Source organism: Bacillus sp. FG16 (assembly GCF_057809515.1).
Genome location: NZ_JBMDKC010000103.1, coordinates 1 through 20177 on the forward strand (window position 1 = coordinate 1; position 20177 = coordinate 20177).

General features: G+C 34.1%; 19 protein-coding genes and 3 pseudogenes. 15 read left to right on the forward strand and 7 right to left on the reverse strand.

Going from position 1 to position 20177, the window contains the following annotated elements:
• Positions 1 to 57: 57 nt before the first annotated feature.
• From ACODS7_RS26150 to ACODS7_RS26160, 3 genes and pseudogenes are all read left to right on the forward strand, one after another.
• Positions 58 to 1491 (forward strand): annotated as a pseudogene (locus ACODS7_RS26150) (ABC transporter permease); the annotation flags it as partial.
• A 116-nt stretch (positions 1492 to 1607) separates the two neighbouring features.
• A complete protein-coding gene (locus tag ACODS7_RS26155; RefSeq protein WP_000648324.1) occupies positions 1608 to 1895 on the forward strand; it encodes an AbrB/MazE/SpoVT family DNA-binding domain-containing protein in 288 nt (95 codons plus the stop codon).
• Positions 1896 to 2170: 275 nt separating this feature from the next.
• Positions 2171 to 3118, forward strand: coding sequence for a serine protease (locus tag ACODS7_RS26160; RefSeq protein ID WP_043935044.1), 948 nt, complete (start codon positions 2171 to 2173; stop codon positions 3116 to 3118).
• 39 nt (positions 3119 to 3157) lie between these two features.
• Here ACODS7_RS26160 and ACODS7_RS26165 read toward each other — a convergent pair whose 3' ends face one another.
• The gene (locus ACODS7_RS26165) at positions 3158 to 3466 is read right to left on the reverse strand and encodes an ArsR/SmtB family transcription factor (RefSeq protein WP_243168770.1); all 309 of its coding nucleotides are present in this window, start codon (positions 3464 to 3466) and stop codon (positions 3158 to 3160) included.
• Positions 3467 to 3572: 106 nt separating this feature from the next.
• On the opposite strand from ACODS7_RS26165, the gene ACODS7_RS26170 reads away from it, so the two are divergent.
• Together ACODS7_RS26170 and ACODS7_RS26175 are read left to right on the forward strand one after the other, a co-directional pair.
• On the forward strand, positions 3573 to 4508 hold the full coding sequence (locus ACODS7_RS26170) for an aldo/keto reductase (RefSeq protein ID WP_050843320.1): 936 nt from the start codon (positions 3573 to 3575) through the stop codon (positions 4506 to 4508).
• A 47-nt stretch (positions 4509 to 4555) separates the two neighbouring features.
• Positions 4556 to 5730, forward strand: a pseudogene (locus tag ACODS7_RS26175) (MFS transporter).
• Positions 5731 to 6024: 294 nt separating this feature from the next.
• Here ACODS7_RS26175 and ACODS7_RS26180 read toward each other — a convergent pair.
• Positions 6025 to 6249, reverse strand: a complete 225-nt coding sequence (locus ACODS7_RS26180) for a hypothetical protein (protein WP_000162602.1) — start codon at positions 6247 to 6249, stop codon at positions 6025 to 6027.
• Between the two features lie 84 nt (positions 6250 to 6333).
• Positions 6334 to 6681 (reverse strand): DUF4257 domain-containing protein, encoded by a 348-nt coding sequence (locus tag ACODS7_RS26185; RefSeq protein WP_000426321.1) that lies wholly within the window; start codon positions 6679 to 6681, stop codon positions 6334 to 6336.
• Between the two features lie 196 nt (positions 6682 to 6877).
• Between ACODS7_RS26185 and ACODS7_RS26190 the strand changes: the two genes are divergently transcribed.
• The 5 genes and pseudogenes from ACODS7_RS26190 (at position 6878) to ACODS7_RS26210 (ending at position 11981) form a co-directional block, all read left to right on the forward strand.
• Positions 6878 to 7396, forward strand: a complete 519-nt coding sequence (locus ACODS7_RS26190) for a DinB family protein (protein ID WP_243168772.1) — start codon at positions 6878 to 6880, stop codon at positions 7394 to 7396.
• 191 nt (positions 7397 to 7587) lie between these two features.
• On the forward strand, positions 7588 to 8637 hold the full coding sequence (rsgA, locus tag ACODS7_RS26195) for a ribosome small subunit-dependent GTPase A (RefSeq protein ID WP_043935047.1): 1050 nt from the start codon (positions 7588 to 7590) through the stop codon (positions 8635 to 8637).
• A gap of 201 nt (positions 8638 to 8838) precedes the next feature.
• Entirely contained in the window at positions 8839 to 10821 is a 1983-nt protein-coding gene (locus tag ACODS7_RS26200; RefSeq protein WP_243168773.1) for a HAMP domain-containing methyl-accepting chemotaxis protein, read from the forward strand.
• Positions 10822 to 11018: 197 nt separating this feature from the next.
• Positions 11019 to 11295, forward strand: a pseudogene (locus ACODS7_RS26205) (hypothetical protein).
• Between the two features lie 320 nt (positions 11296 to 11615).
• The gene (locus tag ACODS7_RS26210) at positions 11616 to 11981 is read left to right on the forward strand and encodes a DUF3979 family protein (RefSeq protein WP_000965063.1); all 366 of its coding nucleotides are present in this window, start codon (positions 11616 to 11618) and stop codon (positions 11979 to 11981) included.
• 34 nt (positions 11982 to 12015) lie between these two features.
• Here ACODS7_RS26210 and ACODS7_RS26215 read toward each other — a convergent pair whose 3' ends face one another.
• Entirely contained in the window at positions 12016 to 13056 is a 1041-nt protein-coding gene (locus tag ACODS7_RS26215; RefSeq protein ID WP_000370209.1) for a YkvI family membrane protein, read from the reverse strand.
• Positions 13057 to 13297: 241 nt separating this feature from the next.
• Here ACODS7_RS26215 and ACODS7_RS26220 point away from each other — a divergent pair, with 241 nt between their 5' ends.
• From ACODS7_RS26220 to ACODS7_RS26230, 3 genes are all read left to right on the forward strand, one after another.
• On the forward strand, positions 13298 to 13741 hold the full coding sequence (locus ACODS7_RS26220; RefSeq protein WP_000105199.1) for a Dps family protein: 444 nt from the start codon (positions 13298 to 13300) through the stop codon (positions 13739 to 13741).
• Positions 13742 to 13843: 102 nt separating this feature from the next.
• Complete coding sequence (locus ACODS7_RS26225) at positions 13844 to 14299, forward strand: DUF3939 domain-containing protein (protein WP_000488209.1); 456 nt, start codon at positions 13844 to 13846, stop codon at positions 14297 to 14299.
• A gap of 215 nt (positions 14300 to 14514) precedes the next feature.
• Positions 14515 to 15459, forward strand: coding sequence for an alpha/beta hydrolase (locus ACODS7_RS26230; protein WP_048565064.1), 945 nt, complete (start codon positions 14515 to 14517; stop codon positions 15457 to 15459).
• Between the two features lie 44 nt (positions 15460 to 15503).
• On the opposite strand, the gene ACODS7_RS26235 is transcribed toward ACODS7_RS26230, so the two are convergent.
• Positions 15504 to 16505 (reverse strand): LLM class flavin-dependent oxidoreductase, encoded by a 1002-nt coding sequence (locus tag ACODS7_RS26235; RefSeq protein WP_016081972.1) that lies wholly within the window; start codon positions 16503 to 16505, stop codon positions 15504 to 15506.
• A 104-nt stretch (positions 16506 to 16609) separates the two neighbouring features.
• Complete coding sequence (locus ACODS7_RS26240; RefSeq protein WP_000683366.1) at positions 16610 to 16801, reverse strand: DUF3896 domain-containing protein; 192 nt, start codon at positions 16799 to 16801, stop codon at positions 16610 to 16612.
• 178 nt (positions 16802 to 16979) lie between these two features.
• Here ACODS7_RS26240 and ACODS7_RS26245 point away from each other — a divergent pair, with 178 nt between their 5' ends.
• Positions 16980 to 18443 (forward strand): flavin monoamine oxidase family protein, encoded by a 1464-nt coding sequence (locus ACODS7_RS26245; RefSeq protein WP_243168774.1) that lies wholly within the window; start codon positions 16980 to 16982, stop codon positions 18441 to 18443.
• 84 nt (positions 18444 to 18527) lie between these two features.
• Positions 18528 to 19112: a GNAT family N-acetyltransferase gene (locus tag ACODS7_RS26250; protein ID WP_016081970.1), complete on the forward strand. Its 585-nt coding sequence runs from the start codon at positions 18528 to 18530 to the stop codon at positions 19110 to 19112.
• Positions 19113 to 19136: 24 nt separating this feature from the next.
• Here the strand turns inward: ACODS7_RS26250 and ACODS7_RS26255 are convergent, their stop codons facing one another.
• On the reverse strand, positions 19137 to 20039 hold the full coding sequence (locus ACODS7_RS26255) for an aldo/keto reductase (RefSeq protein WP_016081969.1): 903 nt from the start codon (positions 20037 to 20039) through the stop codon (positions 19137 to 19139).
• Positions 20040 to 20177: the final 138 nt, after the last annotated feature.

Sequence of the window (20177 nt, forward strand, 5' to 3'; positions counted from 1 at the left end):
CAGTAGTATTGCTTAGTGCTGGCTATGTAGGAGCTCTTCTATCGCATGGCGCAATCGATGAAAGCAATTGTTGTAACGAGTATTATGTTTTTCATATTATTTATGATCATATCATTGTTTAGTGCAGGAATGATTCGTAAAAATAAAATTATGAAGTTGTTTAGAGGTTCAGCAGAGGCAAAACCGGAACCGAAAGCATCAATCATTTCTTCAATATTAGCAGTAGTATTGCTTAGTGCTGGCTATGTAGGAGCTCTTCTATCGCATGGCGCAATGGTATTTATTATGATGATTCCTGTTACAACGGTAGTTATTATTGGGACGTATTTGTTGTATAAGCAGCTGAGTGTCTTTATTATTCGATTATGTAAAAAAAGTAAACGTTTCTATTGGACACAGACTAATATTATTACGTTATCAGATTTAGCGTATCGCATGAGAGATAACGCAAGAATGTTCTTTATTGTAACCATTATTTCTACTGTAGCATTTTCAGCAATAGGGACATTAGTTGGCTTCGCATCCATGACGAAAGGGATAATGGAGAGACCAATTGCGTTTCATTACCATTCTAAGCAAGGGAATAGTAACGAATCACAACATATACAAATGATTGACAAAGGATTAAAGAAACATAATATAGCAGCTTCAAAAACTAATATTTCGACAAAGAAAACGGAGGAACAGTCGTTAAGAAGCGCCACTTTTATAAAAGAATCAGACTATAAGGAATATGCAAAGTTAACAGGAGAACCATTTAATACTGTAGCAAATAAAGAGGTTGTATTTTTGTCAGCTGATATACCAGGGCCAGCGATGAAAGAAAGAAAAGAAATTACTTTACCCAATATGAATGAAAGTTTAAAGGTGAAAAAAGTTACTTCATCTTCATTGGGGAAAATATTAAGAGGAAATGTTTATGTAATCTCTAATAATCAATATGATTCATTACAAGATGGATTTATAGAGACAAAAGATTATATGTATAAAACTGAAAGAACGAAAGATGAGATTGAAATTGGTAAAGAGCTTACTCATCAAATTAAACCGTATCAAGAACAGTCAACGTTTAGTGCGGAAGAGTACGAACAAAACCAAAGTTTACAAATTGCAGGACCGATTTTATTTGTAGGTTTCTTTATTGGTATAGTATTTTTCGTTTGTGCAGGAAGTTTCCTTTACTTCCGTTTATTCGCCGATTTGGAGGATGATGTTCGCTTGTTCGAAATGATTCGAAAAGTTGGATTGACGAGTGGGGAATTATCGAAGGTAGTTACAATTCGATTGGCGCTTTTATTCTTCGTTCCAATTGGTGTTGCAACATTACATGGGGCAGTAGCCTTAACTGCGTTAGGGCAAATGTTTGAGTACTCATTGTTTAAAGAAAATACAGTTGTATTAAGTATTTTCATAGGTATTCAAGTTGTATACTTCTTACTTATAAGAGCCCGTTATGTAAAACAATTGAAAGAGAGATTACGTATGCATTAAATGTGTTTTTTTAACTCGAGTACAAAATTTTCTAAAAAGAGGCAAGTATTGCCAAAAAGTGATAAAATGGAAAAAGCGAGGTGAAAAAAATTAATATAGAGTAAGGGGGGAGAAATATGAAAGCAACAGGAGTTATTCGAAAAGTAGACGAATTAGGACGAATTGTTATCCCTAAAGAATTACGCGATGTATTGGGAATACAAATCAAATCACCGCTTGAAATTTTTGTAGAAGCAGATAAAATCATTTTACAAAAATATCAACCTTACAATGCTTGCCAAATCACAGGTGATGTTTCAGAACAGAACATATCATTAGCTAATGGAAATATTACTGTTGGGATAGAGGGAGCGGAATATTTAGTAAAAGAAATAGAAAAGTTTTTAAACAAGAGTGAGGTTTAGTCTTAATTTATATTATTTTTCAAATTACATATCATTCTTTTAAAAGAATGTAAGAGGACCATTAATTGGTCCTCTTATTTTGGTTATTAGTTGAACGACATGGGGTGTTACTTCCTACAAATCATAGGGAAAATAAAAAAGTAGTATAGAGTTAGTAAATGATGTTGAGAAATATTTGAAAAGAAGGAAAACAAAAAGAATAAAACGAATGTTACATTTACACGTATTCAAAAGTGGTCTGAAATGAAAATAATACATTTTCAGGAGGGATTACGATGAGTAGTACAGTGAATAAACAAAAAGGTATACAATTGATTCCGTTTACCGTAAATAAGGTGGTAGAACAAGTAAATGAAATTCCACCAGGTGTACAAATGATTCACGCTCCGCAAGTATGGGAAAAAAGTGTGAAGGGGCAAGATGTAGTCGTTGCCGTATTAGATACAGGGTGTGATACTAATCATATAGATTTAAAGGATCGTATTATCGGCGGAAGAAATTTCACAAAAGATTATGAAGCTGATCCAAATGTGTATCTTGATAATAACGGACATGGTACTCATGTAGCGGGGACGATTGCCGCAACTGAAAATGGTGTCGGTGTATTAGGCGTTGCACCACTTGCTAAAATGTTAGTATTAAAAGTTTTAGCGGGAGATGGTTCTGGAAGTTATGAGCAAATTATTGAGGCAATTCATTATGCTGTAAATTGGAGAGGGCCGAATCAAGAGAAAGTGAGCATTATTTCAATGTCACTTGGTGGTCCCCAAGATGTTCCAGAATTACATGAAGCAATTCAAAATGCGGTAAAGCAGGATGTTCTCGTTGTATGTGCTGCTGGAAATAATGGAGATTGCGATGATGAAACAGAGGAACTAGATTTCCCAGGTGCTTACTCTGAGGTAATTGAAGTTGGTGCTGTTAATTTAGAGCGGAAGATTGCATGTTTTAGTAATTCAAATCAAGAAATTGATCTAGTAGCGCCAGGTGATGAAATATTATCTACGTATCCAGATGGGAAATATGCTGTGTTAAGTGGAACTTCCATGGCGACGCCGCATGTTGCTGGGGCGCTCGCCTTGCTCATTAAACAGTGTGAGAAAGAATACGGTCGAAAGTTATCAGAGCCGGAAATATATGCACAACTCATTAAAAGAACTGTACCTTTAGGGTACGAACGTACATCTGAAGGGAATGGATTAATAGATTTATTAAAAGAATAGCCATATTAAAAAACATCTCATATTCATATGAGATGTTTTTTAATATGGCTCTGTCGCATGTAATACAACTTGTAACAAACCTGGGAATCTAGCATTTAAATCTTCTTCACGAATTGAAATGAAACGTTGTGTTCCTTCAAGGCGTGTGTACATAACACCTGACTCACGTAAAACTTTGAAATGGTGAGATAAAGTTGATTTCGCAATAGGAATGTTTAAAGTACCACAAGATTGTTCATTTTTCTCTAGTAACATATTTACAATTTGTAAACGAATTTGATCGCTAAGTGCATATAAGACAGAAGAAAATTGAATTTCTTCTCGATTTGGATGATAGAGTGTACGCATATTTCACCTACTTGTATAAGTTAAGATATTTGCACTATAACATATAAAGTGATATATCTCTATTGTTCGAATATATTCGAACAATAGAGATATAGGGAGAGAAAAAATGAAGTATACAAAATTGCAAAAGGCAGGATTAAATATTTCAAAGTTGGGTTTAGGTACAAATGCAGTAGGGGGACATAATTTATATGCTAATGTGAATGAAGAAGAAGGAAAGCAATTAATAGAAGAAGCTATTCAGCAAGGGATTACATTTTTTGATACAGCAGATTCATATGGTGTCGGTAGATCTGAGGAATTGGTAGGAGAAGTATTAAAGGGAAAACGCCATAAGTTTATACTTGCTACAAAAGGTGGAATTCAACCGTTATTAAATGGAGAAACGTATATTAACAATGAACCAAGTTATTTAAGAAATGCTGTGGAGAATAGCTTAAGAAGATTACAGACTGATTATATTGATTTATATTATTTACATTTTACAAATCCTGAAACAAGTTACATAGATTCAATCGGAGAGCTTACTCGTTTAAAAGAAGAAGGGAAAATTCGTTCAATTGGAATATCGAACGTAAATATAGAACAATTAAAAGAAGCGAACCAACATGGTCATATAGATGTTGTACAATCTCCGTACAATATGTTAGAACGTACGGCTGAGGAAGAACTGTTGCCGTATTGTATAGAAGCGGGTATCTCATTTATTCCATATGGGCCTCTTGCTTTTGGAATATTAGGCGGGAAATATACAGAAGGTTTTAAATTAAACAAAGTCGATTGGCGCCAAAATGTAAATCTATTTGAAGAAAATACATATAAGAGTAACTTTAAGAAAGTGGAAAAGTTAAAAGGGCTAGCTAAAGAAAATGATATTGAAGTGTCTCATTTAGCGTTAGCATGGTTATTAAATAAAGAAGGAATTGATACTGTTATACCTGGTGGAAAGCGGGCAGAGCAAATAAGAGAAAGTGTGAAAGCGGTACACGTTTCATTGAATGAAAGAGTCATGAAAGAAATCCAATCTATTTTAGAAGATTAGTGAAACAGAGGGATAGTACCCTCTGTTTATATAAGGAGAAGGTCTAAATGAACAGAGTACTAGCTGTATTTTTCACGATAATGTTTATGATCGGTACAGATACTTTCTTAATTTCACCACTGCTGCCGACATTACAACAGGTGTATCATGTTTCAACTGAGCTGTCAGGATGGATGGTGAGTTCGTATGCTCTAGGGTATGCTGGATTTGCGCTTATCGCTGGTCCTATATCAGATGGATTAAACAGAAAAAAAGTGATGGTACTAGGTATGAGTTTTTTGCAATAAGTACGTTTTTGTGTGGAATTGCACCGAGTTTTTTATGGATGCTAACATTTAGATTTTTAGCAGGTGTAAGTGCAGCTTTTGTATCTCCACAAGTGTGGGCATCCATTCCGCTCCTTATAGAGAAAAAGCAAATTGTGAAAGCAATTGGGGTTGCAACAGCAGGGTTATCAATCTCTCAAATTTTAGGGCTGCCACTAGGAGCTTATTTAGCAACGATACATTATACAATCCCATTCTATTTCATTGGTATATTATCAGCACTACTTGTCATTCTTATTTATGTTGTATTACCAGAAATACAGTCGGTTCATATAGGTGGAAATAAAAAAGTTATTTTACAGCGTTATAAACAATTACTTACAGATTCAAAGGTTTCACTTTCTTATTTTGCATACTTTGTTTTTCAAACCGGAAATTTTGCTGCATTTTCATTCTTTGGTGTATGGCTTTCCATGCAATTTGGCTTACAGGTTCATGAAGTAGGTACGGCTATGCTTGTGCTAGGATTAGGAAATTTAGTTGGTAATATTTTTGGCCCTAGACTTGTAAATAAAATTGGATACAATCTTTCTTTCTATGTTGGAATTGTATTTACGGCAGTGTTATATGTAATACTTCCCTATTTAAAGAATCTTATTTTTGTTGAATTCTTTTTCTTTGTTTTATTTTTTGTGACAGGAATTTTGTTTGTATTAATGATGGGACATTTACAAAACATGTCTACTATAGCACGGGGAACAGGTGCTGCCCTTGCTAACGCCTCGATGTACATTGGTCAAATGATTGGTGCGGTAATAGCAGGAATGTTATTTGCAACATCTCACAATTTTATACTAGTAGGTAGCTTTACTGCGTTATTATATGTTGTAGCTTTATTTCTGTTTAGAAAAAGTGAAAACATTAGTAAAGATAATGAAAAAGGAATTGCATCATAAAGTTTTAGCAAATCAAAAAACAATTTTTTAGGATAAGTCTAAAAGTTGCTTTTTGATTGCTTAGTTGCTGTATTTTTAATAATTCGTCGTTGAGCTGTATGATTGAAAAGGATTTGTAATAAAATTATGGGAAAATAAAAAACCCCTAAATAGATAGGGGTTTATATATCGGCATATAGCTCCTCGGAAAAGGATATACCTAGTTTAACATATAGGAGTACTTATAATTGTGAAATAGATGTGAAAGTAATGTGAAAAATGTTGTAATAAAAAGCACTGTTTTAGCTACATTAGCTAAAACAGTGCTTTTCTCTTTGATTGAACAGTTGCAGCATTTTCATCATGTATACCTGCATCTTTAATAATTCGTTGTTTTGCTTTATTTAATAGATGGTTTACTGCTTCACCAAAATAGTTAGCTTCGCTTTTTGTGCGGGCTTCTCGTAAACATTTATAGTTTTCTAGCAGTTCCTCTTTTTCGGAGTTTGTTAAGAAATCTTCTATTTTCTTTTTTGTCATACGAAACACCCTTTCTCCTGACAAACGACGCAATAGAAAATATTTATTTCTCATTATAACAATAATTTTAAAAGAAAGTATACACTAACGTCGCAATAATTTGTCAATTTCTTGAATCTTCTCATCAGCTTTCCCAATTTGTGTATTTTTAGCCTGTTCGCCACCAAGAGCTTGATGTAGTAAGAAAGTTTGACCGGAAATAGCAGTTACAATGGATACTTTTATAATTTCTTTTATTGCGGTGACATCGAATAAAACGAGTCCAAGAAGTGCAGCTAGGCTACCGGTAAAAACATCAGTTAAAAATCCAAAGTGAAAAAAAGTTTTCAAACGGCGTGGAAGCAATAACTTACCTTGGTTATTGATTAGATGGGAAACGAAGCCAGTAATGCCACCAACGAGAACAGCGGTTAGCCATTGATACATTTCCATCGAATCCACTCCTTTTAGTGAATAAGATTCGATTATTTTATATTGATTCCTTTTAATATTTCATATAAGCATATTGAGAAAGTTTGTTTGGGTATATTTTGTATTCAATTTAATTATAACAGAAAATTCCGATATATTTCAGTCTATTATATGAATCATTTTTACAATAATATGAATGCAGAAAGGGGTGCGTCATATGAATATAGATTATCGAATAAGAAGTGTAGATGGTTATACAAAAAAAATAGGGGAATTAGTAAGCATGCTTGAGCATACGAGAGCTGTAACATTAGGCGAAGTAAAAAATTTATCAGTTGAGCAATTAGATTTAATTATGCAGAGCAGCGGAAATTCAATTGGCGCCTTATTAAAGCATATAGCAGCTATTGAAAAAGTTCATCAGCTTATTTCATTTCAAGATCGTGACTTTACAAAAGAAGAATTAGAAATATGGGAAGATGCATTGTATTTAGGGGAAGCAGGTAGAGCGATCTGTGGTCATGAAATACAGTATTATGTACAACTTCTACAAAGTGTTCGAGAAGAATCTCTGAAGTATTTAAGTGAACAAGGTAATGAGTGGCTCATGTCAGAAAGAAAGTGGCCTAACGGTGTAGTATATAACCAGCACTATCTTTGGTTTCATGTGCTAGAAGATGAAATTAGTCACCGAGGACAAATTAGAATGCTCAAAAACAAGTTATTTGAAAATTAAGTTAAATGATGTAGCTTTTTATAGGAGAATTCCATATAATGAGAGTAATTAAAATAAGAACGGGGTGATGTATTATGGCGAAAATAACTTATATGAATAATAAACCAAATACAAAGGTGGATGGAAAGGGCGAAACGATATAAGTGAGCGCACTATCCTTCCACTTAGCTTAAACTAGGGAGGATATCAATTTGAATCAAAATATTTTAGAATCGTATGGCTGGGATTCTTTTTTTGAGGAACAAGCTGTAGAGAACTTTGAAGTAGGGCGTATTTTACTTGAGCATAAGCATATATATCGAATTATTTGTAATGATGGTGAATATATGGCAGAACTGTCTGGAAAGTTTCGGCATGAAGCAGTAACGAAGGGAGATTATCCAGCTGTTGGTGATTGGGTGTATATAAAGAAAATAGAGAATGAAAAGAAAGCTATCATTCATCGTATTTTTCCGAGAAGAAGCTCTTTTTCTAGACAAGAAGCTGGTACTCGAACGGAAGAACAAGTAATAGCAGCAAATGTAGATTATTTATTTTTAGTAAATGCACTTAATCATGATTTTAATGTTAGAAGGATGGAACGTTATTTATTATTAGCGTATGAAAGTGGCGCTATGCCAGTTATTGTTTTAACAAAGAGTAGTATATGTAATGATGTAGAACAGAAAATTGTAGAAACGGAAGCTATAGCAATTGGTGTTCCTATTTTCGTTGTTGATAGTTTAGAGCATACAGGTATTGATTCGTTGAAACAATTCGTTTCTTCAGGGAAAACAATTGCTTTAGTTGGGTCATCAGGTGTAGGAAAGTCAACTTTGTTAAATGCGCTAATAGGAATTGAGGTAGCAAAAACGGGAGATATACGTGAAGAGGATAGTAGGGGGAGGCATACGACAACGCATCGAGAGTTATTTCAATTGCCAAGTGGCGCTCTCGTAATTGATACTCCCGGCATGAGAGAATTGCAACTTTGGGAAGGAAGCGAAGCGATTCAAACAACATTCTCTGATATTGAAAAACTTGCGACAACATGCCGTTTCCGTGATTGTAAGCATGAGAATGAACCAGGATGCGCGGTGCATAGTGCAATTGATAACGGACTTATTACGATAGATCGTTTGAAAAGCTATAAAAAATTACAAAGAGAACTGGCGTATTTTATGAGAAAACAAGATGCAATCCTTGCCAGAGCAGAGCGTGATAAGTGGAAAAAGCTTTCTAAACAACATAAAAAAATGTAAAAACCAAAGGGTGCCCCTTTGGTTTTTTCTATTTGTAAATTTTATAATAATATTATTTATATATATAGACAAAGGGAAATTAATTGTTTAAACTTTACAAAGTATTCATCATAATAGGTTATGAAAATAATAATTAGGGATTGGGAAATATTCATAATTAACTCAATTTAACTTTTAAATTTGAAAATTAGGAGGTTCATAATGGGTAAACTATTAAATTTGTTTCGTGATATGAAAGTAGCAAAAAAGCTATTAATTTCATTCTTTGTAATTTTAATTGCGGCTGTGTCTATTATCGGAGGCATGTCTTATCAAACAGCCAAAAAGAATTTTGAATCGCAAATTAAGAGTAGTGCCAACGACAATATAAAAATACTGGATAATTTAATCAATCAAATGATTGATGCAAAATTTAATGATGTGAATAATTTTGCACGGGTGATTCAGGGGAATATGTATCAAGGAGATAATCAGGATGAATTAAGAAAAATGTTATCTCAATATATAAATTTAAATAAAGATGTTGAACAAGTATATGTTGCCGGAAATGATAAAAAATTTGTACAAGAACCAAATATACAAATGGCAGCAGACTATGATCCAACAGAGCGTTCTTGGTATAAAGATGCGGTTGCAAAACAAGGTGGTATTGTTGTTACTGAGCCATATAAGGCAAAAGGAAATGGACATATTGTCGTAACAATCGCAAAACAAACAGAAGATAAAAATGGGGTTGTTGCGCTAGATTTAAGTTTAGATAATTTATTAAAAACATCAAAGTTAATTAATATTGGTAAAAAAGGATATGCCTTCATTTTAGATGGAAAGCAAAAAATAATTGCTCATCCACAAGAAAAATCAGGGGAAAAAGCGGCTGATTCTTGGGCAAAGAAAATTTATGAAGATAATCACGGTGCTTTTTCATATTCTTATGGCGGTAGTGAAAAGAATATGGTATTTGCTACAAATGTAAAAACAGGTTGGAAAATTGGTGGAACTATGTACTCAAGTGAAGTAATTGAAGCTGCTCAACCTGTATTTTATAATATGTTAATTGTTATGCTTATCTCATTAGTAATAGGTGGAGCACTTATTTATTTTGTAACACTTTCAATTACGAAGCCTTTAAAGAGATTAGTTGTTACCTCTAAAGAAATAAGTGAGGGGGATTTAACGCAAACAATTGAAATTCATTCTAATGATGAAATCGGCCAACTTGCTAAAGGCTTTAATGAGATGACGAATTCGTTACGGACGTTAATCGGAAGAATTAACGATTCAGCTGGGCATGTTGCAGCGGCATCAGAAGAGCTAACTGCAAGTGTAAGGCAAGCAAGTGAAGCGACTGAGCAAATCACAATCGCAATGGATGAAATATCAAGTGGGGCAACGACGCAAACAACAAGCGTAGAAAATGGCGCTATGTTACTGTTTAATGTAACGGAAGGAATTCAACATGTAGCAAATAGTTCATCATCTATTAATACGGCTTCTGCACATACTCGTGAAAAAGCAGAAGATGGTGGGAAACTAGTAGGAAGAACAGTAAACCAGATGCAGTCTATTGCAGAATCTGTGTCACAATCAGATGCAGTTATACAATTACTAAATAATAAATCAAAACAAATTGGTGATATTTTAGAAGTAATTCAAAATATTGCAGATCAAACAAACCTTCTAGCTCTAAATGCGGCGATTGAAGCCGCAAGAGCCGGTGAGCATGGAAGAGGTTTCGCAATTGTTGCAGATGAAGTGCGTATATTGGCAGAGCAGTCTAGCGTATCTTCTAGTGAAATTAGTAAATTAATATGTGAAATACAAGATGATATGGGTAAGACAGTCAAATCTATGAATCATGTAAATGAGGAAGTTCAATCTGGACTTGTTATCGCAAATGAAACGAAGCAAAACTTTGCTGAAATTTTACAATCTACAAATGAAATAGCTAATCAAATTAAGACGATGGTTGAAACGGCTAATGGAATGTCAAAAGGGGCAAATGAAGTATCTATCTCGGTAGGACAAATTGCAATGACAGCGCAAAATAATGCGACAAGCACACAAAATGTTGCGGCTTCAGCTGAAGAACAGCTAGCTTCGATGGAGGAAATTGGATCCGCAGCGGGCACGTTATCTCAAATGGCTGAAGAGTTACAAGGACTAATTGACAGATTTAAAGTTTAATAGAGAACAGACTATCCCCTAGTAGCATTATGCCACTAGAGGGTAGTCTGTTTTATTGTGTAAAATCAAATAGGGATGTAGACTTCCTTTATGACGTTTAAAATGGCATTTTGCATAATGTTTGTCGAAAAATAGAGGTATTTGTTAGCTTTGTGTATAATTATTAACGTATAGAATACAAATAAAAGGAGAGTATTATGGGAGTGTATTGGGGGACAAAAAGACATTCTTGGCTTAGTTACGTCTCATTTTGGCTAAGTATTTCATTTTTTATTGTTTTTCTAATTGAAGTGTTTATATTAAAAACACTTTCGAATAGCTCGGTACAAATTGTTAAATATTTTTCTTAGTTTAAAGTTACTATTTAAGAAGAATGAAAAGAAAGCGTTACCTATTTTTAGTTTCATTGTCTCATTATTATTTGCAATTTTAATAATCGTATTAGTTTTAGCAGCTATAGGGAAGTTCTTTTAAGGGGAGTGGTATAAGTCACGCTCCTTTTTTATTTGTGTTAGTCTTACTATATATAAGTGTGAATGCTGTGAGCTAATAAAAGAAGAGAGTAGACAATATTTGTATGGATTAAAGTCTGACGTTATTTGAACTTGTAAGAGTGTATGGAGTAATGAGGTAATATACATAATAATGGAGATAGAGTTAGTTATTTTATAAGTATTTATAAAGCAAATGAATACGGTAAGAACGGTGATATATGGTACAATAGCTATGGATAGTGATAGAGATAAAGGGTATATAAAATACTCATCGTTTTTTAGTAAGAGAGGGGTTATCTTATGCTATACGAGGATTTGGAGACATTATTTCAAACAGCTCCGAAAGAAGATAGAGGCGGATGGAAATATATAATCCAAGAACAAAATGATACATATAAAATTGTTGATGAAATACTGAAAAATCAAATGAGTGTCGAATTGTATTTTAATGAATACGATGAGGTGAAAATCACTTTATATAAAGATGGAATTCCCATTACGACTATACAAAGAATTGTGATTTCAAAAGTTGAATTAGACGAAGATGAAGAAGGTATTCAATTTGTTTTAGAGCGCATGCCTAGTCGAATGATTCGGTTGCAATTAAAGCCATATTTAGCATTAGAAATGGGGCCGTACTGGGAAGTATGTGATGATTGTGAATGAACATAAAAAAGCATCCAATAACATGGATGCTTTTTTATGTTTTTTGAAGTTGTTTAAACGCAATGATTGGAAGTATAACAATACTTACCCATCCGATGATAGGATATAGAATGTGAAGTAAGTCACTGTAACCGATGTAACTAAAGCAATAACTAATTAGTAAAATGAAGAAAATAATATTGTTATTTTTCCACCCGGTAATAGATTGCATCTGTTTTGTCATTCCGAACACATTACCAACTAAAGTTGTGAAAACTTCACCGAAAATAATGAGAACGAAGAAGAAGTGAAAAGTTGCATTAAATCTTCTTATGACTTCAGCCATTGGGATGTTATATTGATAAAATTGATCAACTGATAAGATTGCTAAATGGCTGCATAATAAAATTAAAGAAAGTCCAGCACCACCTAAAATCCCACCCCAAAAAATGGCTTTTCGATCCTTTACTTCACTGGCTAATGGGACGAGAACACTTTGGGCGAGAGAAAGATTTAAGGCGACATATGTAATAGGGCTAGTAATCCATTTCATATTCCAACTCTCTGCAGGAATAGTGTTATTAATGGAAGGTGTACCGTGAAAAAAGGTTGTAATAGCAAGTCCGATAATAAAAATCATCATAATAGGTACGACAAGTGTATTTACTTCAAAAACACCTTGTAATCCGCGGCTACTTATAATGAGACAAGCGATAACTGTAATGAGAATACCGAGTTGTCTTGGTAAGCGAAGTTGCTCTTCAAATACTGCACCAGCCCCTGATAACATAACGCTCGTTACGCCGAATAAAACGAGTAATAATAATGTGTTTACAACATTCCCAAATACATCCCCAAATAAATATTTGTTAAATTCTTGCGCTGAAAATGCCCCGATTTGTGATGAAAGTAACATCATCTTTGTGCCGAGCCAAATAAAAAAAAATCCACTTACACATATGCCAATTGTCCCGTATAATCCATTCACTGTGAAAAATTCAACAATTTCTCGTCCAGTAGCAAATCCAGCTCCAACGACAGTTCCGATATAAGTAGCAGCTACTTTCTTTGCTACTTGCCATTGTTGATTGTCCATGTTATCCCTCTTTCTACTATGATGAGCTTGATGTACTATTATGCATATGTATGAGCTTGGACAATTAGACGTATGAAGTGTTTGAAAAAATACATGAATTAAATGATATTAGGGAAGTATTAAAGGTGTTAAAACTTTGTTACATATAAGCCGATTGTTCGAAAGGAAAGGGAATGTATGGTAAAATGTAATTAGGTTATTAAAAGATAAACATTACAAAATGATAAGAGGAGTGGATTGTATGAGTACGAAAACAAATGTTGTTGAAGTATTAAACAAGCAGGTAGCAAACTGGAATGTGTTATATGTGAAACTACATAATTATCACTGGTATGTGACAGGGCCACACTTCTTTACATTACATGAGAAATTTGAAGAGTTTTATAATGAAGCTGGAACGTATATTGATGAGTTAGCAGAACGTATTTTAGCTTTAGAAGGTAAACCGTTAGCGACAATGAAAGAATATCTTGCAACATCTAGTGTCAGCGAAGGGACAAGCAAAGAATCTGCAGAAGAAATGGTGCAAACATTAGTGAATGATTATTCTGCACTTATTCAAGAATTAAAAGAAGGTATGGAAGTTGCGGGTGAAGCTGGCGATGAAACATCAGCTGACATGCTGTTAGCAATTCATACAACATTAGAACAACATGTATGGATGCTAAGTGCATTCTTAAAATAACGATAAAAAATATAAAACCCATTGAAAAATTATTTCAATGGGTTTTTTTATGATTTTTCAGTTTTCTTTTATGCTATAATATAGTAAAAAGGAGGCGATGCGATGTTTCGCTTTTTCAGAACTGGAAAAGAAGAGCGGGAAATTACGAAAGATGAATTAGAACAAGCGATGGCTCAGTTTTTAGAAACGAATGCTAATATCGTTTATACAGTATTAGTAAATGAAGATTATACAGTAAATTATGATTTGTTAAAACCATATTTACCTGCATTTCCAACAAATGATTTTCTCATAACGAAGGAAACGCTTGAGGTATTTGAACATACAGCAGAAAATTTAAACCTAGTGAAAGAAATTGATGTCGTACAAAAGGCAGTAGATCAATACGTAACAGAAAAAGAAATGTTCCCAATTGTTGAAGGTAGCGAAGATCGCCTCATATGCGGAATGAAACTAGGACCTTACTTAAATCGTAGCTTAAAAAGAGACTTATATATTTCAGAAAAACATTATTTAGTTTCAAGTAAACCAGATAGAAAAAAACAAAAGAGCGGGTAGACGTAATGAAAACAACAATACATATATTGTTGTCTTTTTTTGTTTGTTAAAATATTGATTTTTCAGTTTATTATTATTTATACTAAATATATTGGAAAGGGAAGAGTAACTATTAAGCAACATTCTGAGAATAAGGTATTGTTAGCGTGGGCTATACAAAATGGTATAAAGATTTGAAAAATAAATATTATAATAGGTTTCGGGGGAATTGGTATATGAAAAATAGTATGACTTACATTCAATTATTAAATGAAACGTTACGCTGTTATGCAAATAAAGGAAGTTTTGAAGCGTACAATTATATAATGGAAAATGCTACAGGTGTAATAGGGAATGAGGCGCAAATATATAATTTTAAGTATGCGCTCGCAAGTGCATCGGGACTTGAAAAAGAAGCATTACATTTAATGAGAGAGGCCATTATAGAAAAGGGGTTCTGGTATGGAAATGAGTATTTAATTTCGGACGATGATTTAAAATCACTACATAAATTTGAAGAATTTCATACAATGGTTCAATTATGTAAAGAAAGAGAAGAATTAGCACATAAAACGGAAAGACCAGACGTGAAATGTATATACAGCAAGAAAGAGGGAAATCTACTACTTACATTACACGGTGACCAAGAAAATATTCAAATAGTAGAGCCATATTGGAAATCAGTTTTGACACAAGATTACACGTTAGCTTTACCACAGTCTTCACAAATTCAGTTTTCAGATGGATTTGTTTGGGATGATCTTGAGAGAGGGAAAGGGGAATTAAAAGAGCATTACAATAAGTTTATAGAAAATCATACAGTAGAAAATGTAATCATTGGTGGTTTTTCTGCAGGGGCAAGAGTAGCTTTATATACGATTTTACAAAAAGATATAGATGTGGATGGTTTTATTTTTATGGCACCATGGCTTCCTGAGATTGAAGAATGGGATGAGTTGCTAAGAGTGCTGCAGGATAAACATATAAAAGGATATATAGTATGCGGGGATCAAGATGAAGATTGTTTCGAGTCCACGCAGCAATTTGTACGATTATTAAGAGATAAGAATATAAAACATAAGTATAAAGTTGTGCCTAACTTAGATCATGATTATCCTATTAACTTTGATGAACTATTAAAAGAAGCTATTGAATATATAGGAAATAAAAACAATAAGTAGTAAGAAAAAGAGATGCATCGTATGTGATGCATCTCTTTTTAGAGTTATAAATTAAAAGCATTTGCTAGTAGGCGATAAGACTTTAATTTATGTTCAAATTGATGGGTAATCGTGACAATCATAAATTCGTCAGTATTGTATGCTTTGCTTAAATTTATTATTTTTTCTTTTACAGAAGACGGATCACCAACAATCATACGTTGACGATTTTCTTTTATACGGAATAAATCATAAGCACTGTATGAATAATTTTGAGCAGTTTCGATAGAAGGTGTACCAGTAGTTCGTTTTCCTTGCTCTAATAATAAGATTGATAAATCCAAACTAGAAGCAATTTTTTCCGCTTCTTCATTTGTTTCTCCGCATATAACAAAAATAGAAACGATTGACTTTGGTTTATCTCCTAAAAATGAAGGCTGATATTGTTCTTGGTAAGCCCTCATAACTTCAGGGCCTCCGAAGCCATTAATAAATTGTGCAAATGCGAAAGAAGCTCCGTTGTTTGCAGCAATTTTAGCGCTCTCTCCGCTAGAACCGAGCATCCACATTTCAGGAGATGTTGGGATAACTGGAGTGGCTTTTAAGTTTGCATAGTGATGGTTTTCTGGTACTTGATCATGTATGTACATTGCAACGTCTGCAATTTGTTCTGGATATTGATCAAGTGAGACCATTTTCCCTTCTTGAAGTGCGCGAGTTGCTATTGGCATACCACCAGGAGCTCTACCAACACCGAGATCGATTCGATTTGGATACAGTGCTTCTAAAACGCGGAAATTCTCAGCGACTTTATATGGGCTATAATGCGGTAACATAACACCACCTGAACCGACTCTAATACGGTCCGTTTTCGCGGCAATATGAGAAATAAGTATTTCTGGACTTGAACCAGCTAAGCTTACGGAATTATGATGTTCGGATACCCAAAAACGTGTGAATCCGAGTTTTTCAACTTCTTGTGCAAGCGTAACTGTATGTGAAAAAGCTTGGGCTGCTGTGCTACCATCTGAAATAGGTGATTGGTCTAATACACTTAACTTGATCATAGAATATACCTCTCAATCTTAATGTACATCCTATTATATATTTACTTATGAAAAATGCGTAGTGAAATGCTCAAAATGAAAAGCGGATAATTCTATTTCCGTTTTTAACGAGAAAATCCGCGTTCATAATGATTCATTTCGACCAGATTTAAAATATATTCATAGTTGTCAATTTCACATTTTAGCTGTTCACGTTCTTTTTCAGATAGTGTCATATTGCTAAGTTTTTTACATAAGTTTTGTTTCTTTAATTCTAAATGCTTTTTTGTAGCGTGGTAATCATAAGTATGTTTCATTTTTTAGTCACTCCTTCGTTGCGGTTGTTATATTATACGAGGCATAAAGAAATATGAAATCTGTCTCTTATGTACTTTTAGTGAATATTCAAATTGCAATAGTGTTATGTTTATGGGGATCTATGAATAAAATGCACTAAACCACTAACGTCTATTTGATGAAGTAAGGGGTGGAATTGTGCAGAAAGATATAATGTATAACACTGAAATGGATGAAGCGTTAAAAGTTATAGATAAAGGATTGAGGAAGACGATAAGTCCAAAACAAATTATTGTAGTGGGAGCTGGTATGGCTGGATTAGTTTCAGCATCTTTATTAAAGGCTGCAGGACATGATGTGAAAATTTTTGAAGCAAACAACCGGGTAGGTGGCCGTATAGAGACAGTTAGAATGGAAGATACCGGATTATATTTAGATGTCGGAGCAATGAGAATTCCGTATACACATACATTAACGATGGCATATATAAGAAAGTTTGGGCTACAGGTGAGTCCTTTTATTAATAGGAATGAGACGGATATTATCTATGTAAATGGACGGAAAACGACGTTGAAACAATATGAAAAGGATCCGAGTATTTTAAGGTATCCCGTGGAAATGAACGAAGTGGGAAAAACGTCTGAAGAACTATTGTTACTAGCAGTACAGCCGATAATAAATTTTATTAAAAGAAATCCAGAGAAAAATTGGGATGTTGTAGTGAAGGATTTTGGGAGATATTCCACAGGACAATTTTTGAAGTATCATCCTTATCAGTATAATACTTACTTTTCGCCAGTAACAATTGAGATGATCGGTGTTCTATTAGATCTAGAAGGTTTTTTAGAACGGTCGTTTGTAGAGACTTTACGCTTTCTATACATTATGCAAGAGGAGAGCGGATTTTGTGAAATTGTGGGCGGGAATGATAGATTACCAAAGTCATTTTTACCGCAATTAGAAGAAAATATTATATATAATCAAAAATTAATGAAGTTACATCAACACGATAATGGTGTGACAGCTTTCTATCGGAACGAGGAAACTTTTGAATATAGTAGTATTACAGGAGATTTAGTTATTGTTACTATCCCGTTTTCGACAATGCGTTTTGTAGAAGTAGATCCGTTTGATTCTATATCTCATGAAAAATGGAAAGCAATTCGTGAATTGCATTACATGCCTGCGACGAAAATAGGAATTCAATTTAAAAGCCGATTTTGGGAAGAACAAGGACAATTAGGTGGCAGAATTATAACAGATTTGCCAATTCGTTATGCCTATTATCCAAGTTATGGAATTGGAGAAAAAGGACCTGCTATGATGTTAGGTAGCTATACATGGTCTTATGACGCATTGTTATGGGATGGTTTATCAAAAGGCGATCGTATTTATTACGCCTTACACAACTTAGCAACAATATTAGGTGGTCAAGTGTATGATGAGTTCATATCTGGAATATCAAAAAGCTGGACATTGGATCCGTATGCGCTTGGAGGATTTGCGCTTTTTCAAGCAGGTCAAGAATCTGAGCTACAACCAGTGATTGTCAAATCAGAGGGGAGAATATTCTTCGCTGGAGATCATACAACGCTATATCACGGATGGATTCAAGGTGCGATTGAATCTGGAATTCGTGTAGCGATGGAAGTGAATGAGTAAAATGTGTTTAATTCAGAAAATTCTTTACTATATAACTTGAGATGGATATTATTATATATAAAAGAATTATAGGGAGTGTTTACAGTGAATCCGTTATTATTCGATTTTCCTTCTGAATTTTATACTGACAGGCTTTTTATTCGAATGCCGAAACCAGGAGATGGTAAAGTTGTATATGATGCAATTCAAGCTTCAATACAAGAACTAAAACCTTGGATGGTTTTTGCACAAAAAGAGCAAACAGAGGAAGAAATAGAAGAGAGTATTAGAAAATCGCATATTCAATTTTTGCAACGTGAGGATTTAAGATTACTAGTATTTTCGAAAGAAACAGGTGAATTTATTGCTTCAGCCGGATTACATCGTATTAATTGGGATATACCTCAATTTGAAATCGGATATTGGATTGATACAAGGTTTAGCGGAAAAGGCTATATGGTAGAGGCTGCGAAAGGTATAACGGATTACGCTTTTTCTGAATTGAAAGCAAACCGTGTAGAAATTCGTTGTGATTCTTTAAATAAGAAGAGTAGAGCGATACCTGAGAAATTAGGCTTTAAGTTAGAAGGTACGTTAGAAAGTGCGAGTGTTGCGGTAGATGGAAATGGATTAAGGGATATGTGTGTATTTGCAATGACGAGAAATACATATAAAAAAGAAGAGCTGTAAAGAAACAGCTCTTCTTTTTGTGTATTATGGTACAGGATGTCCATTAGAGCTTTCGAAAATTGTAAACCATTGTTGACGATCTAAGTTAACGTTTGTAGCAAGAGCGGCCGTTTTTACGCGATCTAATTTACCAGAGCCAACGATTGGCATCATATTAGCTGGATGAGCAAGTAACCAAGCATACATAACCGTATCGATACTAGAAACACCTAGCTCAGTAGCAACTTTTTGCATAGTTTCGCGTACACGTACGGCACGTTCGGATTGACCAGTAAAAATTTCCCCACCAGCAAGAGGTGACCAAATCATTGGATTGATTCGTTTTTCTTGGCATAAATCAATTGTCCCTTTTTCAAAATGCTCAAGCTGCAATGCAGAAACTTCAATTTGGTTCGTAATAAGCGGGAAATCTAAGTACGAACTTAACATATTAAATTGTGAAGGTAAGAAGTTAGATACACCGAAGTGACGAACTTTTCCTTCTTGTTTTAATTGTGAAAATGCCTTTGCCACTTCATTTGGATCCATAAAAGGATCGGGACGATGAATAAGTAATACGTCAATATAATCTGTATGTAAATTTTTTAGTGATGCTTCTGCACTTTGAATAATGTGCTCTGCACTAGTATTGTAGTGAGCAACATATCGCTCTGGAAATTTCGGTGATGGGGGAGCGATTCCACACTTTGTAATAATTTGCATGTTGTCTCGTAAGGAAGGCTTTAATTGTAAAGCTTCTCCAAACAATCCTTCACACGTATATCCGCCGTAAATGTCAGCGTGATCAAAAGTAGTAATTCCCATATCCATACAATCTTCAATGAAAGAAAGTAATTCTTGTTTCGTCATATTCCATTCTGCTAAACGCCAAAATCCTTGAATAATACGAGAGAATTCTAGCGTTTCATTCATTTGAACTCGTTCCATTATAAGTACCCCCTTGATGAATAATTATTATTTTGAAAAGGCTTTCTTACTACGTATTATTATATAGTTTTGGGGGTGTACATACATGCCCATCAACTTAAGGATAGACACAATATTAACTTTTGTTCATTTGAACTA

Excerpts from the sequence above, each read along its gene's own strand:
- ACODS7_RS26215 (WP_000370209.1), bottom strand. The coding sequence starts at position 13,056 with ATGGACAATCAACAATGGCAAGTAGCAAAGAAAGTAGCTGCTACTTAT.
- ACODS7_RS26180 (WP_000162602.1), bottom strand. The coding sequence starts at position 6,249 with ATGACAAAAAAGAAAATAGAAGATTTCTTAACAAACTCCGAAAAAGAG.
- ACODS7_RS26170 (WP_050843320.1), top strand. The coding sequence starts at position 3,573 with ATGAAGTATACAAAATTGCAAAAGGCAGGATTAAATATTTCAAAGTTG.
- ACODS7_RS26225 (WP_000488209.1), top strand. The coding sequence starts at position 13,844 with ATGTTTCGCTTTTTCAGAACTGGAAAAGAAGAGCGGGAAATTACGAAA.
- ACODS7_RS26160 (WP_043935044.1), top strand. The coding sequence starts at position 2,171 with ATGAGTAGTACAGTGAATAAACAAAAAGGTATACAATTGATTCCGTTT.
- ACODS7_RS26190 (WP_243168772.1), top strand. The coding sequence starts at position 6,878 with ATGAATATAGATTATCGAATAAGAAGTGTAGATGGTTATACAAAAAAA.
- ACODS7_RS26220 (WP_000105199.1), top strand. The coding sequence starts at position 13,298 with ATGAGTACGAAAACAAATGTTGTTGAAGTATTAAACAAGCAGGTAGCA.
- ACODS7_RS26230 (WP_048565064.1), top strand. The coding sequence starts at position 14,515 with ATGAAAAATAGTATGACTTACATTCAATTATTAAATGAAACGTTACGC.
- ACODS7_RS26240 (WP_000683366.1), bottom strand. The coding sequence starts at position 16,801 with ATGAAACATACTTATGATTACCACGCTACAAAAAAGCATTTAGAATTA.
- ACODS7_RS26185 (WP_000426321.1), bottom strand. The coding sequence starts at position 6,681 with ATGGAAATGTATCAATGGCTAACCGCTGTTCTCGTTGGTGGCATTACT.
- ACODS7_RS26255 (WP_016081969.1), bottom strand. The coding sequence starts at position 20,039 with ATGGAACGAGTTCAAATGAATGAAACGCTAGAATTCTCTCGTATTATT.
- ACODS7_RS26210 (WP_000965063.1), top strand. The coding sequence starts at position 11,616 with ATGCTATACGAGGATTTGGAGACATTATTTCAAACAGCTCCGAAAGAA.
- ACODS7_RS26155 (WP_000648324.1), top strand. The coding sequence starts at position 1,608 with ATGAAAGCAACAGGAGTTATTCGAAAAGTAGACGAATTAGGACGAATT.
- ACODS7_RS26200 (WP_243168773.1), top strand. The coding sequence starts at position 8,839 with ATGGGTAAACTATTAAATTTGTTTCGTGATATGAAAGTAGCAAAAAAG.
- ACODS7_RS26235 (WP_016081972.1), bottom strand. The coding sequence starts at position 16,505 with ATGATCAAGTTAAGTGTATTAGACCAATCACCTATTTCAGATGGTAGC.
- ACODS7_RS26165 (WP_243168770.1), bottom strand. The coding sequence starts at position 3,466 with ATGCGTACACTCTATCATCCAAATCGAGAAGAAATTCAATTTTCTTCT.